General features: G+C 61.5%; 12 protein-coding genes. 11 read left to right on the top strand and 1 reads right to left on the bottom strand.

Translation table 11 applies throughout. The annotated features are described in order from the left end of the window. Positions 1-55 precede the first annotated feature (55 nt). Genes HMPREF2635_RS06875 through HMPREF2635_RS06845 form a run of 7 tightly spaced genes read left to right on the top strand, consistent with a single transcriptional unit; the run spans position 56 to position 13,151 of the window. The gene (locus HMPREF2635_RS06875; protein ID WP_070821468.1) at positions 56-3,724 is read left to right on the top strand and encodes a tubulin-like doman-containing protein; all 3,669 of its coding nucleotides are present in this window, start codon (positions 56-58) and stop codon (positions 3,722-3,724) included. Beyond that, positions 3,724-6,561, top strand: a complete 2,838-nt coding sequence (locus HMPREF2635_RS06870) for a hypothetical protein (RefSeq protein WP_070821467.1) — start codon at positions 3,724-3,726, stop codon at positions 6,559-6,561. Before HMPREF2635_RS06875 ends, HMPREF2635_RS06870 begins: the two co-directional genes overlap by 1 nt. Before the next feature lie 23 nt (positions 6,562-6,584). Next, complete coding sequence (locus HMPREF2635_RS06865) at positions 6,585-8,978, top strand: SaeA-related protein (protein WP_070821466.1); 2,394 nt, start codon at positions 6,585-6,587, stop codon at positions 8,976-8,978. Between the two features lie 2 nt (positions 8,979-8,980). Continuing rightward, entirely contained in the window at positions 8,981-10,663 is a 1,683-nt protein-coding gene (locus tag HMPREF2635_RS06860; RefSeq protein ID WP_070509672.1) for a GAP1-N2 domain-containing protein, read from the top strand. Positions 10,664-10,681: 18 nt separating this feature from the next. Then, complete coding sequence (locus HMPREF2635_RS06855) at positions 10,682-11,641, top strand: hypothetical protein (protein WP_070509676.1); 960 nt, start codon at positions 10,682-10,684, stop codon at positions 11,639-11,641. After that, entirely contained in the window at positions 11,641-12,651 is a 1,011-nt protein-coding gene (locus HMPREF2635_RS06850; protein WP_046648844.1) for a TRAFAC clade GTPase domain-containing protein, read from the top strand. The genes HMPREF2635_RS06855 and HMPREF2635_RS06850 overlap by 1 nt, the downstream gene beginning before the upstream one ends. Beyond that, the gene (locus HMPREF2635_RS06845) at positions 12,648-13,151 is read left to right on the top strand and encodes a hypothetical protein (RefSeq protein ID WP_070509678.1); all 504 of its coding nucleotides are present in this window, start codon (positions 12,648-12,650) and stop codon (positions 13,149-13,151) included. Before HMPREF2635_RS06850 ends, HMPREF2635_RS06845 begins: the two co-directional genes overlap by 4 nt. Positions 13,152-13,169: 18 nt before the next feature. On the opposite strand, the gene HMPREF2635_RS06840 is transcribed toward HMPREF2635_RS06845, so the two are convergent. Further along, positions 13,170-14,480: a hypothetical protein gene (locus HMPREF2635_RS06840; RefSeq protein WP_049157807.1), complete on the bottom strand. Its 1,311-nt coding sequence runs from the start codon at positions 14,478-14,480 to the stop codon at positions 13,170-13,172. A gap of 58 nt (positions 14,481-14,538) precedes the next feature. Between HMPREF2635_RS06840 and gluQRS the strand changes: the two genes are divergently transcribed. The 4 genes from gluQRS to HMPREF2635_RS12970 all read left to right on the top strand — a co-directional run bounded on the left by gluQRS (position 14,539) and on the right by HMPREF2635_RS12970 (position 18,144). Next, a complete protein-coding gene (gene gluQRS, locus HMPREF2635_RS06835; protein ID WP_070509699.1) occupies positions 14,539-15,471 on the top strand; it encodes a tRNA glutamyl-Q(34) synthetase GluQRS in 933 nt (310 codons plus the stop codon). Between the two features lie 69 nt (positions 15,472-15,540). Beyond that, positions 15,541-17,112, top strand: coding sequence for a cation:proton antiporter (locus HMPREF2635_RS06830; RefSeq protein ID WP_070509680.1), 1,572 nt, complete (start codon positions 15,541-15,543; stop codon positions 17,110-17,112). 48 nt (positions 17,113-17,160) lie between these two features. Continuing rightward, entirely contained in the window at positions 17,161-17,496 is a 336-nt protein-coding gene (locus HMPREF2635_RS06825) for a hypothetical protein (RefSeq protein WP_070509682.1), read from the top strand. A 273-nt stretch (positions 17,497-17,769) separates the two neighbouring features. Further along, positions 17,770-18,144 (top strand): VOC family protein, encoded by a 375-nt coding sequence (locus HMPREF2635_RS12970; protein ID WP_083321285.1) that lies wholly within the window; start codon positions 17,770-17,772, stop codon positions 18,142-18,144. The last annotated feature ends 3 nt before the right edge of the window (positions 18,145-18,147 follow it).

Genomic DNA, 18,147 nt, shown 5'->3' with positions numbered 1-18,147 from the left:
CGCACCAACCCTAAATAGAACAGAAGCGAACCTCCCCTTCGAAAGGTAATTAGAGATGAAGAAGTTCCTCGTCGTCGGTTGCGGTGGCTCCGGCGCCAAGACACTGGCGTTCATGATGGACCAGCTCAAGGCCGAGCTGCGAAGCATCGACCCGGACTTAACCGAGCTGCCCAAGGCTTGGCAGTTCGTCAACATCGACGTGCCGCTCGAAGAGGAAGCCGGCCCGCAAAAGCTGCCGAACGTTACGCAGAACGGTGGCCACTACGTGGGCATTGGTTCGCGCCAGAACTACAACACCTTCGATGAAGGCGTATCCAGCATCCTGGGCCGCTCCGGCAAGCTCGGGGAGATCGCAACGTGGGCCACCCGCAACCCCGCCACCAATGACGTGAAGCTGGCTGACGGTGCCGGCCAGTACCGTGCGATCGGTCGCATGCTGACCCTTCCGCACCTGAAGGAGATTCGCCAGGCCCTCAAGGATGCGGTGGATGAGATGTTCACACAGGAGGCGATCCAGGAGCTCAACCGCCTCAACTACAAGCAGACCAAGTTGGACTCCGATACCGGTGATTCCCAGCCGGTTGTCCTCGTGGTGTCCTCCATGGCAGGCGGTGCAGGTGCTTCGATGTTCCTCGACGTGTGCCGTGTGCTCACCACCATTCCGAACGTGAACCCGCAGGGCACGCTCGTCTTCATGTACTCCCCGGAGATCTTCTCCGATAACAAGGCAGATGACATGGCCGGCGCGTGGCCGAACTCGCTCGCCATGTTCGGTGAAGTCGTCGCCGCGCAGATGGGCAACTCCAGCGACCATGACCGCGCCGTCTTTGAGGCCTTCGACATGGGTACTCCGCCGGAGGGCCAGATCTTCAGCCGTATTTTCCCGATCGGCTCCAAGATGGGTACCACCAGCGCCCGCTTTGGTGACGGCTCCGCCATGTCCATCTACCGTGGCCTGGGACGAGCCTTGGCAGGACTGATGGCCTCCACCAAGGCCAGCGATAACTTGGTGTCCTATGCAATGACTAACACTCCGGCCGGTGACGGCGGCCGCCGCTTCTTCGGCTGGGATAGCCCGACGGGTGGAACCCCGTGGGGTCGCCTGCCTTGGGGTTCGCTGGGTTATGCCCAGGTGTCGATGGGCCGCGATCGCTTCGCCGAGTATTCCTCCCAGCGCCTTGCGCGCAGTGCCTTCGAGCGCCTCTTCAACGGGCACCTTGACCCGCAAAACCCCGAGGCCGGCGAGATGCAGATTGCCAAGAAGCTGGAGGAGCGCCTGCCCAATGCCTTCGGCTCCATCACGCTCGATCCTTCTTGGGCGCAGGGCGGGCAGATCGACAGCGGCAGCGTGTGGAACTGGCTCAACAGCGTGTTTGGCGGTCAAGCCCAGCAGGCTGCAGACAGCGCCACGAAATACCTGCAGAGCTTCATCCCCGTAGGCCAGGGCCGCAACGTTAACGAATGGCGTGAAGAGTTCGAGGGCAACATGGCGGATCCGCGCAACGAGCAGGCCATCGCATCTGTTCTTAACAATGCCGCCTATGACATCGTCTACCGCTACGCCAACTTCTTCAGCGATAGCGTCCTCGCTGCCGTGGAGGCGGAGCTGGCCGCGGTGGGCGTTCCTTATGTGCGCGAGATGCTCTCCAAGATCACGGATGTTCTCACCAACTCCGACCGCCTCCTGCCGTGCCTGGCTGAGTACTCCGGCTACTACCAAAACACCCGCGTGCTGACGAAGCCGGAAGGCGCGGATCCCATCCTCAGCCCATTGACCGGTAAGGGGCAGATGACGGACCCGACTCCCACCGTCAATGCGCTCATGGGCCTGTACTTCAACCAGTTCTACAGCTACGCCCTCATGGCCATCGCACACCTGCTCAAGGACGTCCTTCAGGATTACGCCGATGAGAACCTCTTCCACCTCAAGCGCGAGCTGGGGGATGCCCACGCGGTGTTGGAGAAGGCCGTGTCGAAGCGCCCGGAAACCAACAAGCTGGCTGATGTCCGCACCGATGAGGTCAACTCGTGGCCGACGGAGTTCGATGAGGTCGTGGAATCCCGCTTCAAGGGCGCGGAGAACGAAATCATGCTGACCGACGTCAACTCCTTCATCTCGGACTACCGGGACCAGATGTTGCGCACCATCCAGGGCCAACAGTCCACCGCGGATGTCACTAACTACGAGCAGGCCTACCCCTTTGCCGTGCGTGCCGTCATCCGCGGCGAATGGGAATCGCTCGATGCGGCCCAGGCACCGAATGACACGTTGGCGCCGCAGAAGCGCACCAACGATGCCTACTCCAACCGGGCCGGCTGGGTATCCAAGTACCTCTCGCGCCATCCGCAAAATGGCGAAACCCGCGAATCACAGCGTGCGCACTACCGGGCGAAGATTCGCCCGACGGACCTGCTGGAGCGCTCGCGTCAGTGGATTAACCGCCGTGACTACGAGTTCCAGAAGTTCAACTCTGTGGACCTGCGCCGCTACCTCACGCTCACCCCAGACATCAACGAGGTTGAGCACGCGGAGCGTCAGCGTCGCTTCATCGAGGCCTTCCAGCTGGCCCTGAGCTATGCCCGCCCGCTGGCTGCCGTCAACGATGAGATGGTCCAGCGCATCCACGGCAAGTCGGTGCAGTACACCTACTCTTTCTCCGATATTCCGTTTGCGGAGCTGGGCTCTGCGGAGACCGGCATTGCCGCTCAGCTGGAGTCAGTGCTGAGCCGCCCTGAGATTGATGGTCCTTCTTCCGTGGCTTTGCGCAATTCGCTCAACATGTCGGACCACGTCCAGCACATTGAGATCTTTGGTTCCTACCCGAACTACTCGCCGATCGTCTTCTCCTCCATGTTCAACTACATTGCCAAGGACATTGAGAAGCAGGACAATTTCGACGGCTCCTGGTGGTCTGAGCGCCGCACCCGCCCGTTGCCGGCAGCACTGCCTTTGACGAACACGGAACGCCAGGCCATGGTGGCTGGCTGGATCATCGGGCGTATCACCGGCCGCGTCTACATTTCGAACCCGGATGCCGCCAACGCTGCGGCCCACATTTTCGATGACACGGATGGCGGCGTCAACGATTGGGTGGACTTCCCGAACCCGCTGCTCATCTCACCACGCCGCATGATCAAGAAGTCGGACTGGATGTCCTCGGTGCTGGAATCCATCTTCATCGCCTACGCCAAGGTTCAGGAAACTGGGCGTTATGGTTTCGCCTCCTCGCTGTACCCGTACCAACTGTTGCGTGGGCTTTTCGACGACGGCCTCGACTTCGCTCACTCTGGCGCCTCGACGCACCCAGTGGTGCATCGCCTGGCACAGTTCCTGGCTAACGGTGACGTCCCGAACCGCGGAGTTGTAGGAACCTCCATTCAGGATCGCTACGAAACTTTCGTCAACGAGCTGGACAAGTTTGCTCGCGGCGCAGACCACTTCGTGCCGGGGCACTCCAATGCTCTGCCGGGCCAGGGCCGGAAAGAAAAGCCTTTCGCTGAGATCCGTTCCCGCGAAGTTGCCTCGATAACGCCGTACTACCGTGACTTGGCGTTGGACGTCATCGCGATGGTTCCGGTCATCCGCAACTACCTGGATCAGGCTAAGACGGTGGCGGAGAATCCCGTGGCCCAGCCGGAGCCGCAGGTGCGTAGCTCCGAGTCAGGCTTCGCCCAGCCCACCGCGCCGGAATTCAACCTCAACGACCTGGATGACACCTTCTAATGACGAACGTAATTATCTTTGGACACGGCGCCACCGCGGATGACATCCGCTCTCGCCTTAGCGATCTGCGTGCGGTTGGTCTCCTGCAGAACTTCCTCTGGATCGACTATGCCCACCCCACCAGTGGGGCCGTCGTGCGCTCCTTTACGGAAGAGGGAACGGCGCGCTTGTCGACGCTCGACGAGGCCCTCCGCAGCTTCAGCGGGGACGTCCTCCTCGCCACCATTGACCCGATGGACGCGGAACAACCGCAGGACGTCGACAAGCTCACGGAGTGGGTCAGCGCCGTCGATCAGCGGCTCATCCAGGCCTCCAATCTGCGCGTGCGCCTGTTGCTTTCCGCCCTCCCGCGCGAAAGCGTGGACATCGCCCCGTTACAGGGCTGGAGCAACCTCGTGCTCTCCCCGGAGGAGGGCGGAACCCCGGCGTCGTCGCGCATCCGTCCCATTAAGCGCACCGCGGACGGCTTCGAGTTGGCACAGTTCGCAGCCCCGGCCGTGGCCAGCATTTTCGGTCTGTGGCGCGGCATGCCGGAACCGGCGGTGTTGGATCCGGAGACGCACCGCGTCATCGAAACAGGTGACCGGCAGCGTTTCCGTCTCGTGCGCGCTTTCCACCGCACCATCGATGCCAATGACATCGAGGACAAGGTTAAAAAGGCTGTCTTCGATCCCGCCCAGCGCCTGCCACAGCCGCAGGTCAACAACATTTCGCGCACCGTGCATTATGCCAACCCGGAGCAGCTCACGGAGCAGTGCGCACAGATGTTCATCAACCAGGAGATTGCTCCGTTGGTGAGCGCCCCGACCGCCTATGAGGAGCTGCAGTCCCACAAGGTCAGCGGCTGGGCAGCACTGAAGGATAATCTGCGTTTGTACTGGTCCACGGTGGTCGGCAAGCCCCAGGATTGGGTTGAGGGCCAGCGCGGTGCGATGAACAAGAACGCGGCTACCTTCTTGCAGAAGATGCTCTACGGTGAGGACTCCAGCGTGGAGGTCGTCTTGGCGGGGCACTCCGGCAAGGGCAGCGGCGCGACGAGCGTCGAAGAGCTGCGCCAAGCCAGCGAGCACACCATGCGGGTCGCCCGGGAGCAGCACTTTTCTCTGGGACAAGAACCGCAGTTGTCGCGCACGTGGGAGGCATACCACGACTATGCACTCGGCTTGGTCGATGGCTCGTGGCGCGAGAGCATCGACACCAAGGGGCTGCGCAATAACCAGGGCAACATGTACATCGTGCAATACGGTGGCCAGTCTGTGCAGGATGTCAGCGCTTCCTTCCAAGGCTTCCACCCGCTGATGACCAGCACGCTGGGCTACACACACGAGTCCCAAGCAACCGTCGCGCCTTTCGATCCGGTAGGTGCCGAGCGTTTTGCCGCTGACATCGAGTACACCAGCCAGCAAACCCGCAACGAGGCGGTGAGCCGCAAGAAGCACGAGTTTGCGTCGTGGCGAGCAAAGAACAGCACCACCTTCGCCTGGAAGGTGGGCCAGGGCCTATGGGAGAAGCTGGGGCATGCCCAGCAGAAGTACCGCGACGCGCACGCCAAAGCACGCGAGCTGCAAGAGCTGGCCAATAACTTCCAAGCGCGTGATTTCAACGCGGAAAACAAAGCACTGACCCGGAAGCTGCGCACGATGTGGATCGTGCTCTTCGTGGCGCTTGCTCTCATGACCTACATGGTGGCCGGGCGCTACAATCCAGACTTGCCGCTGGGTGAGTACCTACAGTGGTTCGACTGGCCGTGGTACGTCGTGGGCATCATCCTGGCGGTCGTGCTTTTCCTCGTCTGCTCCTGGGCGGTGTTTACTAAGGCCCAGCGTGAAATCTTTGACTACGTGCAGAGACGAAAGCTGCTCAACCGCAATCAGGAAATTGCCGCCCAGAATCTGGCAACCTCCTCCGCGGAGATCTCGCGCATCTCTAATGCCTATAACCAGTTCCTGAGCTGGTCGGCGCTGCTGGGCCGTGCGATCTACGCACCTTTCGGCCGCAAGGAGACGTCGAGCGACCGGCTGCGGACACCGCAGTCGGGTCTTCCAGAAAACGCTCGCATCGCCCAGGCCGTGCTCAACCGCGACGATGCTGTGCGCATGACGGATGAAATCCGCTCCTACATCTTCCAGACCGAATGGGCGCACCGTTCGCTTAAGTCGCTGCTCGATGACATGAATAACACCTTCGAGCGCAACCGCACTGGCCACTCGGCCGTGGCACTCAATGAGATGTGGGGCATGGCTGGACTGGGGTCCAGCACCGCCTTGGATAACCTGTCGCGCAACCTCGATCACGCTTACATGCAGGACCGTGACCTGAAGCAACAGGAATGGCAGAAGGTCATCACGGACCCGCGGATGACCCGCAGTCTGCAGCGCTACCTAAGCCGCGTGACCTTCCGCGAGGAGGGCGGCAGCCGCGTGCAGAGCACCTCCGAGTTCCTCGCCGGAATGAACCAGGAAAAGGGAGCCCTCCAGGCCTTTAGCCCCAACGCACTCACCAGCGCTGGCGGCGCTGAAGGTTATACCGAAATTGATGGCTCCCGCACGCGCATCGTGGAGGTCGACAGCCAGACCGCGCTGACCAGCCAGCTTTCACGCTCGGTGACCGTGGTGCAGTACGGAAAGATTACGGATTTCAAGTACTTGATTCCGGATGCGTCGTCCAGCGCACAGCCCTTTGCTCAGCCTTCGGATCTGTCCTTGGATGAGTTGGATGACACGAATCATATGGACTTTAAGTCGCCGGTGCAGGAGAACAACGAAGGCTCAGCCGCACGTCCATTCTTTGGCCAGCCGGCAGCCCCGGACCTCTCAGACCTCGACGAAACCTTCTGACGGAACCTCTTTAAGGAACGTTGATGACACACAACCCGAAACCTTCGATTGCGGACGTACCGCTGAGTGAGCTGAGCACCCTGCACGAGCTCAAACGCGTGAGCGCCGATGATGTGCGCGACGCTGTATCAGCACCGTTTAGGCAGTTCGCTGAACAGATCGCCGCCACGTTCAACGGCGAGGAGGTGGCCCATCCGGAGCTGAGTGCGCAGGCGCGCAACGCTGCGGTGACGCAGGAAGAACGTGCCGCGCGTGAACGTGCCGCGCGCGAGCGCGCGGCACAAGAAGAAGTCGCGCGTGAACGCGCTGCACAACAAGAGGCGGCGCGAGAAGAAGCGGCACGAGTGGAGGCAGCCCCGGCATTCCCCCAGCCACAGCAGACACAGAAGGCACAGTCTGTGTCGGCAGGTCCTCGCGACTTCTTCGCTGAGTGGGAAGCACTGCAGGCCGAGGAGGAGCAAAAGACTCAGGTCAACGAAGAGGACTACATCACTATCCCGGGCTTCGGTATCCGGGCGGAGTATCAGTACCGCCAAGAACCAGACTGGGTTCCACCGGGCATCAACTTCGAGGTTGAGGTACCGCTTGAGGCACAGCCGGAACAGGATTCTCAAGAAGAGCCTGGCTATGGCGTGGAACCAGAACCGGTTCCAGAGGACACCGACCAGCGCCATCCGGTGCGCTTGTGGTGGCCTGAGCTGGACCACGCGCCGGATGAGGTGGTCTTCTACCGAGTGGTAGCCGATGATTCTGAGATGGTTGCCTCACCCGACGCGGGCGACACCCTCGTCTACACCAAGGGGACCGCCTACCGTGACCACACCCCGGGCGAGGCAGGTCTGCGCCACTACGCGGTGTGGGCCTACAAGGGCCGGGACCTTCGTGAGCTCATCAACAGCCAGCCGGTCTTTATGGGAGACACCGGCGTGGTTTTCCCACCGGTCAACGTCCAGGTTTCCACTATCAAGGGTGCTATCCAAGTGTCCTGGGACCTGCTGCCGGGGCACTCGAGCGCCATGGTTTATGCGTGCCGGGATAGTGAGAAGGAAAAGCTTTCCCCGCGCTTCGAACAAGACGTGGATAGCAGCGGGCGCAAGGCCACCATCCCGGTGCAGGAAGCCGGGCAGACCGTGGTCATTTCCCTGCTGGGCCAAGCGGAGTTTCACGGCGCTACCGAGCAGAGCCAAGACGAGGTTGCCGTTCAGCGTTCGGTGAAGCTGGCTAGCGAGCTTGAAAAACTGGAGCTCTCACGTTGCGAGCGGCGCAGCGATTATGGCCAAGATTCCATTGAGGTGGACTGGTATTCGCCCAAGACCGGTGAGGTAAAAATCTATCTCACGCCGACCGCCCCGCAGGCGGATCTGCGTACGTCGGCGGTGCCGAAGACGTACGTCGAAAGTGCGTTGTCGAGTGCTATCAGTGAGACGCGCGGCGTGTCTGAGCCGGGCTCCTTCCAAACCACGACGGTGCCGTGGCCGCCGGATTGGTACGAGGTTTACATCACCCCGGTGAACTTCAACGACGCTGATGCCTGGGTCGGCGAATCCAAGGTTTTGCAGCGCGTGCAGTCCATTGGAGATGATCAGTTCCGTCTCATTGAGCGCGTGGATAGCCAGCTTGTTACCTTCGACTGGCCGAAGGGCGCGACCGCCGTGGAGTACTCCACCAACCGCGAGCACGACCAGATTCGCGAAGAGGACTACGACCTCCAGGGAGGCATCCGCCTGCACTTGGATCAGCATGGCGATACCGTGCGGCTGCGGCCCTATGCGGTCTTCGCTGGTAAGCGCACCGAGGGCGATGAACGTGTGATTCAGTACGAGGGTCTGCGCCCGGTGACGTATGACTTCGAGGTCGATTACTCCCAAGGCCAGGTCCGGGTGTTCCTGTGGAGTTTGGGTAACGGTGATAAGCGCCAGTTCTCCTGCCAGGTGGTCTACCGTGCTGACCGTCTGCCGCTTTTCCCCGAAGACGGTGAGGCACTCGGCATCGTGGAGACCAACCTGCAGAGCGCCACGCACGTTGCTCATGGTTTAGGCCCGATGCGTGGGCAGCATCCGGATTTCACGGTGTCAATTGGTGAGCACGTCCAGCGCGGGGGTTTTATCCGCCTCTTTGCGGTTGAGGGCTTTGACAGCCACGTTGATAGTTCTTTCGATAGCTTCGGCGGGCAGGATGCCTTCAGCAGTTTCTCCGAAAGCTACAGCGACCCCGCCCCCACGCTGAGCGCACTGGATAAAGCCGTGGTGGTGGAAGGCGATGTGTCCTACAGGCTGGTGCTGTACCCACCAATGCAGAATCAGACTCCCCACTATGACCAGAACTACGGTCAGCAACAGTATGAACAGCAGAGCTATGACCAGCAGAATTACGGTCTAGATTACAGCCAGGACCAGTACTACCAAGGGGGCCAGTAGGTATGGGCGGCGCATTTAGCTATGCATCATTCTCCCGCGCCAACGGCCGCGCCGGCGGCTGGGGAGTAGGGCAGAAAACCGGCGATATCACCCAGGAGGAGTTGGCCGAGCTGGTGTCCTTCGTACCGACATCACTCAACAACGGCACGACGATCCCGGATTTTCCCTCCGCCCAGCAGCGCGCGGAGCTGGTCCGCCGTACCGCGGTTTTCGCGTTGACTCCTGAGGCAGAAAAGTGGGTCACCATGGTGTCTGTCCCTGCCGGGCTGGATGCGACCGGCCGCGGTGGCAACGTCTTTACGTACACGTCGATTTCGCGCACGGGAACCCCGCCGGCACCGGCGACGGTCCTGTTTTCTCCCGACGTTCCAGCGCCCTTTTCCATCTATGAGGTGGATAAGGTGCAGATACCGGAGGAGATCTCGGCGCGCGGCCCGCTGCACTCGGATGTGCTGCTGGAGGAATTCCTGGATGGGGAGTTCCGCCACCCAGACAAGCTTCCCGCGCCGTTCAAAGCGGTGAGCCCGAACCCGAACCCAACCTTCAACCGCGCGCTGGTCTCTGCCATGGCGACGGTGTTGAACTCCCGCAATGGCTTAGTTATTCTCGTCGCGCCCGACAACCAAGCTGCGTTGTGGATTGCCGCCACCGCCCGCGAGGTGGGAGAGGACGGTTTCGGGTTCTCCACGTTTGAGAAGGCAGCTGCCATTAATGAGTTCCCGCTGAGCACATCCACCATGCTCGTGGTGCCGCCGAGTGAAAAGCAGCGCTTGGCGGAAACCACCATCCCAGGCAATCCAGTCGTGTTTGCGCTCGATGAAGCCCTGCCAGACGTCAGCGCTTATGAAGCACGTGCTGCGGAAGAAGCTGAGGCTGTGGCCCCGGAGCCACAGGAGGAGCAGACCAAGCAGGACGCTGCGGCCGACACCACACCCGAGCAGGCCACCACACCGAGCTTTGATGATTCCTGGGGCAAGGATCCAGCGGACTTTGGGGCACCACTGACGGAGTCCTCGCCTTTTGCGGCGTCGGCCGAATCCCCGGCAGGCTTTCCGCCGAATCCGCTTGATAACCCCGCGCCGAACACACCGCAGGAGAACCCCTTCGCCACTACACCGGAGGCCGCACCAGAACCCGGGGGAGAAGCATCCGCCGGCCAGGCGCAGCCACAAGGAGCTGCCGGCGGCAATGCCAACGTTCCTGGGCTCAGCGCCGAGGAGTGGCACAAGCTTCGGGAATTCGATCCGCGCTGGTGGATCGAGCACCTTGATGTCAACCGCGGCCGCTCAATCCAGTTGGCCTACCTTGATAAATCTTCGTTGGGGGAGGGGCTGGACAAGGTGTTGATGTCCGCGATAGTGGCCTCCTGGGTGTTCTACTTCCCGCGGGATTTCAACCTCTTGGCAGAAGACGCACTGCAGCCTTGGGAGAACCGCGAACTCGAGCACATTGGGTACCTCACCGCTACGCATTTTGCGGGAGTCATCGCGCTGGAGCATTGCGAGCGCTACGCCACGGGGCGCGTCGCCATGTTGCTGGATGGTACGACACAGTTGCTGGCGGAGCGCTCAGCTCCCCTGCAGCAACGGCCGGGGCCAGCGCAGTTTGCACAGCACACAGCGTGGCAGCACCGAGGCGCAGCTCCCAATGAGCACGGGCGAAACACGGGATTCCACGGAAGGTAAGAGAAGGAAAGAAGCGTCATGGCTAAATACACACTGCGGGACGGCGAGTCCCGCCGCATCGGCTCAGACGGCATCCTGCGCGTCGAAGCCTTCGAGATGGGAACCGGCGGCGCCTCGATGGAGCTGGCGATCCTGGGGGAGGGCGTTGACGCCGTGCGCGTCCACGATCTCTCCCTCATGGTGCACTCCCTTCCCGAGCGCGCCACCATCGTTGTGCGCCCGAAGGGGAATGGGACCTTCGGCCTGCGCAGCGAGGTGCGCCTGACGGTGAGCAACGCGGGCGACTCGGTGACGTTCCCGCGCGTGCTTATCGACGCCGCCGAGGACTCCGCCGAGCGCCTCGCCGAGGTCACCCCGGAATCCGGCAGCTACCGTCTGGAAGCATTCGGCACGACCGAGGGCGCCGGAATTACCGACTCCGCCCGCGAGGTGCGCTCCAAGATGCGCCGCGCGGAGCTGGACGTCGCTGGCCTCGATGCCGTTACCGTGGTCGTCGATGGTTCCGCCTCCATGCAGGTCAACGTCACACCGAAGATCGTTGAGGCGGCCGCCAAATACATCGATGCGCTCTCCGATGCCTTCCGGCACTTCCGCGCCACCGACGGCCAGGACAGCATCGAGACCCACAAGGTAGACGAGCTCACGCGCTTCATCGCGGGCGTTATCGATAACGGAGCGGAGCGCGTCGGACAGCGCCCGTGGCGTGGGCCGACGGTGGCTTCTACAGCCTCTCTTGCTATCTACGTCACCGATTCCCCAGTGGCTTCCATGCTGGAAACCCAGGTGCCTACCGTCGTGCTCATCACGAGCGCCATCGGGCGCCAGGAGTTGGAGCTTGCGCACATCAACGGAACCCCGGCTCATGTGGCGTACGCGGTGATCGACGGGGACGTCGTCAAGCAGCTCGATACCGGCGCCAACACGGAGCTTTCGGAACTGACCGATCGCGTCACCGCCATGCTGAAAGAGAGGAACTAATGAGCCAGGCACGTTGCCCGTGGACCTTTAAACCGCTCGAGGATGGTGTGACGGTGAGTCCGTACACTAACCGCGAGCTGCCGCAGGGATGGACCGACGCCGTGACGCATTGCGTGGCCATGGCCGGTGCGCGTAACTCCGGTAAGTCGCTCTACACCGCAGTGATGATCAAGCAGCTCAAGCAGCTGGCGCACAAGCACAATCGCTCCGTCCAAGCGGCGGATGAATCCACGCGCGAGCGTTACGCGGAGGTTTATGAGCGGCCGCTCTTTGAGGAGATGCGTGCCATGGACCCCACACCAAGTGCGGTGGCTACCGACGCCTACCAGCGCGATCCGCTGATTTTTGAACTCGGTAAGTGGCCGGATGAGCAGGGCCGCGAGCGCATGAATTACCTGGTCTTCCGTGACGTGGCGGGCGAGGACTTGGAGAACCCTCCGGAAAACGAGGCGGACCGGGAGAACCTGGCGTTCTTCTCGCACGCGGATTTGGTGATTTTCCTTTTCGATCCGCTCCGCGTGCAGCAGATTCAGGATTTTATCCACGGCCTGATTCCCAACATTGGTGAACTGGGCGCGGACTCTTTGCGGGTCCTGGATAACCTGCTGGATTTGCTCGATACGGATACCCCGCCGCCGCTCGCGGTGACCATCTCGAAGTTTGACACGGTGCAGAAGCTAGAGCAGGTGGATGACGTGCGGTGGAAGAAGCTCATGGCCAACCGCGGTGCTGCCTTCCGCCGCGACACCGGGTGGAATTTCCGCGATTCGGACCGTTGGATGGTTCACCTCGAAGCGGAATCGCTCTTGCGCTTCTTGGGCGCCAACGATCTGATCAACAAGCTCTATTCAGCCGCGCCGCGCGATGGCAGCTTCTTCGTGGTCTCCGCCTTGGGGGAGGCCCCGACGGGCCGCCAGCTGGCGCGCAGCGGCATTGCGCCCTATCGCGTGCTGGATCCCATCCGCTGGCTGCTCAGCCGCCGCGGCGTTTTTGTGCAGGACGTGTCATGACTTTCGGCAGCCCGCAGTCCCCAGGAGCACCGCAGCCGGGCTCGCCTGCCGGGACCGCGCCGGACTATCGCTATGGGCAGGTCAGCGACACCGTCCGCCAGGCCCGCCGCGCCGCCGATATGAAGGCACAGTGGGCACCGTGGCCGCTGAAGGTCGCAGCGGTGCTGGAGATCTTCATCACCAGCTACGCCGTCTACAACATCTGCCGGCTCGTGGCCTTTGAAAACAGCCCGGCGGCGGTAAGCCGCACGGACCAGCTCTCCACGGAGCTCGGCGTGCTGCTGGGCGTGCTGGTCCTTCTCGTGTGTGTCATCACGACCTATGTGCTGCACGCGCAGCAGTCGGCGCGGATTGCCTTGACCGCTATCAGCGCCATCGTGGTATTGCTCATTCCACTGAGTTCGGTGATGCCCGCGTCGATCGTCTCCGCGGCAGTCATCGTTCTGCTGTGGTTGCCGGCGAACCGGCAGTGGTTTGGTGGGCAAGAACGACAGCGTTAGGCCTTGTACGCGTGTGGCTTAGGCCTTCTTGCGCAGTTCCTCGAGCGCGCGGGAATTGCCCGCTGCGGCAAACAGGTTAAACGCAAAGTGATACATGTTGCGCGCGCGGTCTGCCGCGTTGGCGGCGGTGTAGCGATCCCCAAGAAGCTCAGCTACCTCCGCCATGGCGTTTTGCTCCGAAGACGTGGTGGCCTGGGACGCGGGGTGCTTCTCCAAGAAGTCGAGCAACACCTGGGTGGATTTAAACATGTCCTGAGCCTGCGTGCGCAGGCTCTCGGAATACAGAACGGTCCACTTGGCGGCTACGGGGAGGCTCTTGAGCTTCGTGGAGTCCACATAGCGTGAGGCCAGGATGTCGTAGGCCTCCTCCGGATCGCGGTGGCGAACATCGAGGGCCACGGTCTTGAGGAGGGCGTGCAGCTCACCGTCGAGGTCGCCGCAACGTTGGTACTCGCGGGCAGCGGCGGCAAAGCAGGCCACGCGCTGCTCTACATCGTCAGGGGAGTGTTGTGCGGCATCGCTGTAGAAGCGGGCCAGCATGGGCGCTGGGAGCTGCTGGTAATCCTCGTCGCTGCGTGCGTTGGAGAGGATGGTGAAGGACTGCGCAGCCACGCGTTCACAGTCGGCGGCAGAGTTGGATGCCCAGAGTGCGCCCACGGCCGATTCGAGGATGGCTTGAAGGATTGCGGCCATCGTGGCACCCGCTCCGTCGAATTTGCCTCCGGTCACAGCGTCGTTGACAGCCACGAAGTCGGCCGCATGCGCCTTTGCATCGCCGTTCTTTGCGAAATCTAGAAGTTCCTGCAGATCCGAGAGCGACGTCGTGCTGTCGGGGCTGATTGATGCATTCTCGCTAGCGGGGGCGGACTCGGAGAAATCCTTGTGGCTGGCCGCGGTGCGAGCTGCGGCGATCTCGCCCAGCGCGGTGTCGTCACCAGCCGCTGCTGCCTTGGCCGCAAATTTCTCTGCTTCTTCGGTGTTGTCGTTATCCAACCATGCGCGGGCCACACGCGTATAGCCAGTAGCTACGAGAGACGGCTGCCCGGTCAGCGCTCCAATCGAGGCAATGGTGAGGGAATCGTCGATGTTCTCGATGGTGCCAGCAGCCACGCGAAGTGTCTCCCGCGCCTCCAAGTAGTGGGCGGCAGGGACGGCATCCTCCGCACAGCCTTGGAACGTGTCGTTGGACAGCACGCGGTCGATCTGCTTGTCAATGTGGGCGGACTCAACGGTGGGAAGAGAAAGCCCCGGCGCCTGGGCACGCGCATAAGCGAGCATACGCTCGGCGTCGGCAGAATCAAGCAGGGGATACGTCGCGTCAGAAGCCATGGGGGAGATTCTAGTAGAGGACTCCGACGCGCGCGGGCCTCCTCGTAGACTGGTGGGCATGGATTCTCTCAGCCCCGCCGGGCGCTATGCCCCGAGCCCGTCCGGCGATCTGCATCTGGGTAACCTCCGCACGGCGTTGCTGGCTTGGCTCTACGCCAGGAGCAGCGGGCGCCGCTTTCTTATGCGCGTGGAGGACATTGACACGCAGCGCTCCTCGCGGGAGTCGGCGCAGCGCCAGCTGGAGGACCTCGCCGCGCTCGGCTTGGACTGGGATGGGGAGGTCATCTACCAGCAGGATCGCTACGCGGCTTATGAGAAGGCACTCGCCCAGCTTCCCACCTTTGAGTGCTACTGCTCGCGCAAGGACATCCAGGAAGCCTCCCGCGCCCCACACGCCATCCCAGGACAGTACCCGGGCACCTGCCGCGCGCTTAGCGACGATGAACGGGCCGCCAAGCGCGCCGAGCTGGCTGCTCAAAACCGCGTGCCAGCCATACGCCTGCGCGCCGACGCCTCCTCCTTCACCATCCACGATGCCCTCGCCGGCGAGTACACCGGGGAGGTGGATGACTTCATCCTGCGCCGTGGCGGCCAGCCCCCAGCGGATCCGAACCAGGGCATGGACTGGGCCTATAACCTGGCGGTTGTTGTTGATGATGCCTTCCAAGGCGTCGATCAGATCGTGCGCGGTGATGATCTACTGTCTTCGGCCCCGCGCCAGGCCTACCTGGCGCACAAGCTGGGCTATCCGGAGCCGGAGTTCGTCCACGTGCCGCTCGTGCTCAACGCTGAGGGTGTGCGTTTGTCCAAGCGCGATGGGGCGGTGACCCTGCGTCAGCTGCTCGATGGGCACGGTAGGGATGCGGGGGACGTCGTCAAGCTCTTGGCCCACTCCTTAGGGTATGAGGCCTCTTCCGTACAGGAGCTGTGCCAACAGTTTCAGCCGGAGAAGCTATCGCGGGAGGCCTTCGTCTGGGATGGCGCTGTGTAGCTCCTCCCCCTCGCCGGCTGTACAGCGGTAGTCTGAGAACAAAAAATTTAACGGAGAGAGAAGCTCAGCATGGAAGTTTTGTTTGTCCTTATTGGCCTGATGCTGTTGACCGTCATCGTCAAGGCGGTAGGGGACAAAATAGGACTTCCCTGGCCGGCGCTTTTGACTATCCTTACGGCGGTGGCGGTTTCGGTGTACGCCACTTTCTCGAATGGCACATTTGAATTCTCCGTGCCTGCTGACCTCATTCTTCCCATCTTCTTGCCGCCATTGTTGTGGGCGCTGGCAAGGAGAACATCGTGGGGTGTCATTCGTGAGCAGTGGATGACCATCCTGGCTCTGTCCGTGCTGCTCGTGGTGGCTACGACCCTGGCGGTGGGATTCACCGCCCGTGCTTTCATGCCGGGCTTGGGGCTCGCTGCCGCCATCCTTATCGGCGCCGCGATTGCCCCGCCAGATCCGGTGGCCGTCGAGGCCGTGGCAGAACCAGCCGGTATCCCGCGGCGCATCATTTCCGTGCTGCAGATTGAGGGCCTGTTCAATGATGCTGCGTCTATTGTGGCCTTCCACCTCGCCCTGGAAGCCGTGACGAGCTCGGGGGAGATGCACGCCGGGGAAGCGGTGACGAGTTTCCTCTACTCCGCGGCGGTAGCCACCATTCTCGGGCTCGTCGTGGGGCGCGTGTCTTCGTGGTTCGTCGGCGCGGTTCACGAGGTTATCGCTCGCAACGCGTTGACGTGGGTGATTCCTTTTGCCGTGTACATCGCCGCGGAGGAGCTCGGTGCCTCCGGTGTCATCGCTGTGGTGATTGCTGCGGTGGAACTGCACTCCCGCGCGCCGATTCAGGCGGAGGACCGCCTCTCCGGCCAGTCATTCTGGGAGACCGTCGAGCTACTTTTCACGGGTGTGGCTTTCGGCCTCATTGGCTTGACCGTGTTCAGCGCCATCGACGCCGCGGGTGCGGACCTCTGGCATGCGGTCATCATCGGCGTCATCCTGTCCGTTGTTGCCTTCCTCGTGCGCTTGGTGTGGATGTACGCCTTCTATCTCATTAATAGGCGCCGCGGGAAGCCACGCCTGGCGCCGCAGCGCCTGCAGGAAGTGCTGCTTATGACGTGGTCCGGCATGCGCGGTTTGGTGACTCTTGCGCTGGTTCTGTCTGTTCCAAGTGGTTTGAGCTTCTATAACGAGTTGACCGTTATCGCCCTCGTGGTGCTGCTCATGACCATGGTGATTCCCGGCTTGTTGCTGCCGTGGCTTATGCGTCAGCTCGACCTCACTACGTATTCGCAGGCAGCCACGGATAAAATGCGCGCGACCATTACCTCCCGCGCGCGTAAAGCCGGCATTGCTGCGATGCGCGCGAAGTATGAGGAACTGGACCCCGACACTGCGGCAAATATTGCCCAATGGTTTGAGGACCGCCTCGGTGAGGACGAGGACGGTGAGGACGCTACAACTCGTCTGCGCATGGCCATCGAGGCCCGTGAGGTGGCCCTCGCGGCACGGCGAACAGCCCTTGCCGGCGCCCAGCAAGAGTTGCTGCGCCTGCGCCGCGATAGGGAATTCAACCCGATGATTGTGGACGAAGTGCTTGCCGACGTCGACCGGATGTCCCTCGGCGCAAAGAAACACAGTTGAGGGGAGTGCTGATCCGTGACTAAGAATGGTGGCGAGAGGAGCGAATCAATGGACGCCTATGAGTACGCTCAGCTGGAAGACGGCCTGGATTATCTCTACGACTTCTTCGATGCTGACTTGGAGGAGCGCGTGCGCGCCGGGCGTGAGCTGCTGCCAGCGGGCATGGAGGACATCCTGGGTGATAGCACGCTGGATGACTACGTGTGGCTGTGGATCAAAGAACCTGGCCCCCGCGGCTTCCGCCAGTTCCTGCGCGATGGCGGCTATGGCGAGGACGAGGTGAAAGAGGCTTTCCTGCTCGTCCGCACGGAATGGGGCATGAATACCCCGCCACACGTGGAGTGGCTCAAGGAAGACGGCTTCGAGGCCCCCGAGTTCGATTAGGGGCGGTTGACCATGGACGTTCGATGAGGTGCCTCCCTCAGCCGCAAAGGAACCAAAGTACTGACACCTTATGCGAAACTCCGCACGCAATCACCTGGGGTTTTCCATCCTAGTCCCCGCAAATGGTGCCTTTACTTTGGTTCCTTTGCTTGAAGGCTCCAAGTCACCGCATGAAGAATCCAATAGCCTCGACTTCTAATACCGCACACGTGCAAAGGGTATTTGGAATAATCGCAACAAATCTTTGGCCCAGCGAGAAAGGTTATTCCAATCATGCGATTCGATCATTTGACAATCTTGACCCGCAATATCGAAGCCTCATGGGAGTTCTACCATCAACTTCCAAACTCCGAGGTAAAGCCATTGTCTGCTGGAGAAGGATATTTTGAAGTGTCGTTTGATGACAGCGTAATTGGCGTATTCGATTCTTCAGCTTTTGCTTCAGCCACTAACACTAGTCCGGCGACCCCCGGCGGAGCAGTAATCCAGTTTTCTGTCGAGGACGTCGACGAGTACTGGAGTCAACTTCCAGATTCCTATCGCGAGGCTTCTGCCTCACCGAAGAAAATGCCATGGGGTTCTTATTCCGCCTACATTTCGGATCCAGACGGAAACATCTTGGGCTTAAGGGACATTTCGTGTGGATAAACC

Origin of the sequence: Corynebacterium sp. HMSC035E02 (assembly GCF_001836065.1) — a bacterium.
In the GTDB taxonomy this organism is placed as follows: Bacteria; Actinomycetota; Actinomycetes; order Mycobacteriales; family Mycobacteriaceae; genus Corynebacterium; species Corynebacterium hiratae.
Note: the sequence above shows the minus strand (reverse complement) of the source record. Positions and strands in the feature narration are given on the sequence as shown.

Bases quoted from the DNA above. Each gene is read 5' to 3' on its own strand.
- HMPREF2635_RS06840 (WP_049157807.1), bottom strand. From the start codon at position 14,480: ATGGCTTCTGACGCGACGTATCCCCTGCTTGATTCTGCCGACGCCGAG.
- HMPREF2635_RS06845 (WP_070509678.1), top strand. From the start codon at position 12,648: ATGACTTTCGGCAGCCCGCAGTCCCCAGGAGCACCGCAGCCGGGCTCG.
- HMPREF2635_RS06870 (WP_070821467.1), top strand. From the start codon at position 3,724: ATGACGAACGTAATTATCTTTGGACACGGCGCCACCGCGGATGACATC.
- HMPREF2635_RS06855 (WP_070509676.1), top strand. From the start codon at position 10,682: ATGGCTAAATACACACTGCGGGACGGCGAGTCCCGCCGCATCGGCTCA.
- HMPREF2635_RS06865 (WP_070821466.1), top strand. From the start codon at position 6,585: ATGACACACAACCCGAAACCTTCGATTGCGGACGTACCGCTGAGTGAG.
- HMPREF2635_RS06850 (WP_046648844.1), top strand. From the start codon at position 11,641: ATGAGCCAGGCACGTTGCCCGTGGACCTTTAAACCGCTCGAGGATGGT.
- HMPREF2635_RS06875 (WP_070821468.1), top strand. From the start codon at position 56: ATGAAGAAGTTCCTCGTCGTCGGTTGCGGTGGCTCCGGCGCCAAGACA.
- HMPREF2635_RS06825 (WP_070509682.1), top strand. From the start codon at position 17,161: ATGGACGCCTATGAGTACGCTCAGCTGGAAGACGGCCTGGATTATCTC.
- HMPREF2635_RS12970 (WP_083321285.1), top strand. From the start codon at position 17,770: ATGCGATTCGATCATTTGACAATCTTGACCCGCAATATCGAAGCCTCA.
- HMPREF2635_RS06830 (WP_070509680.1), top strand. From the start codon at position 15,541: ATGGAAGTTTTGTTTGTCCTTATTGGCCTGATGCTGTTGACCGTCATC.
- HMPREF2635_RS06860 (WP_070509672.1), top strand. From the start codon at position 8,981: ATGGGCGGCGCATTTAGCTATGCATCATTCTCCCGCGCCAACGGCCGC.
- gluQRS (WP_070509699.1), top strand. From the start codon at position 14,539: ATGGATTCTCTCAGCCCCGCCGGGCGCTATGCCCCGAGCCCGTCCGGC.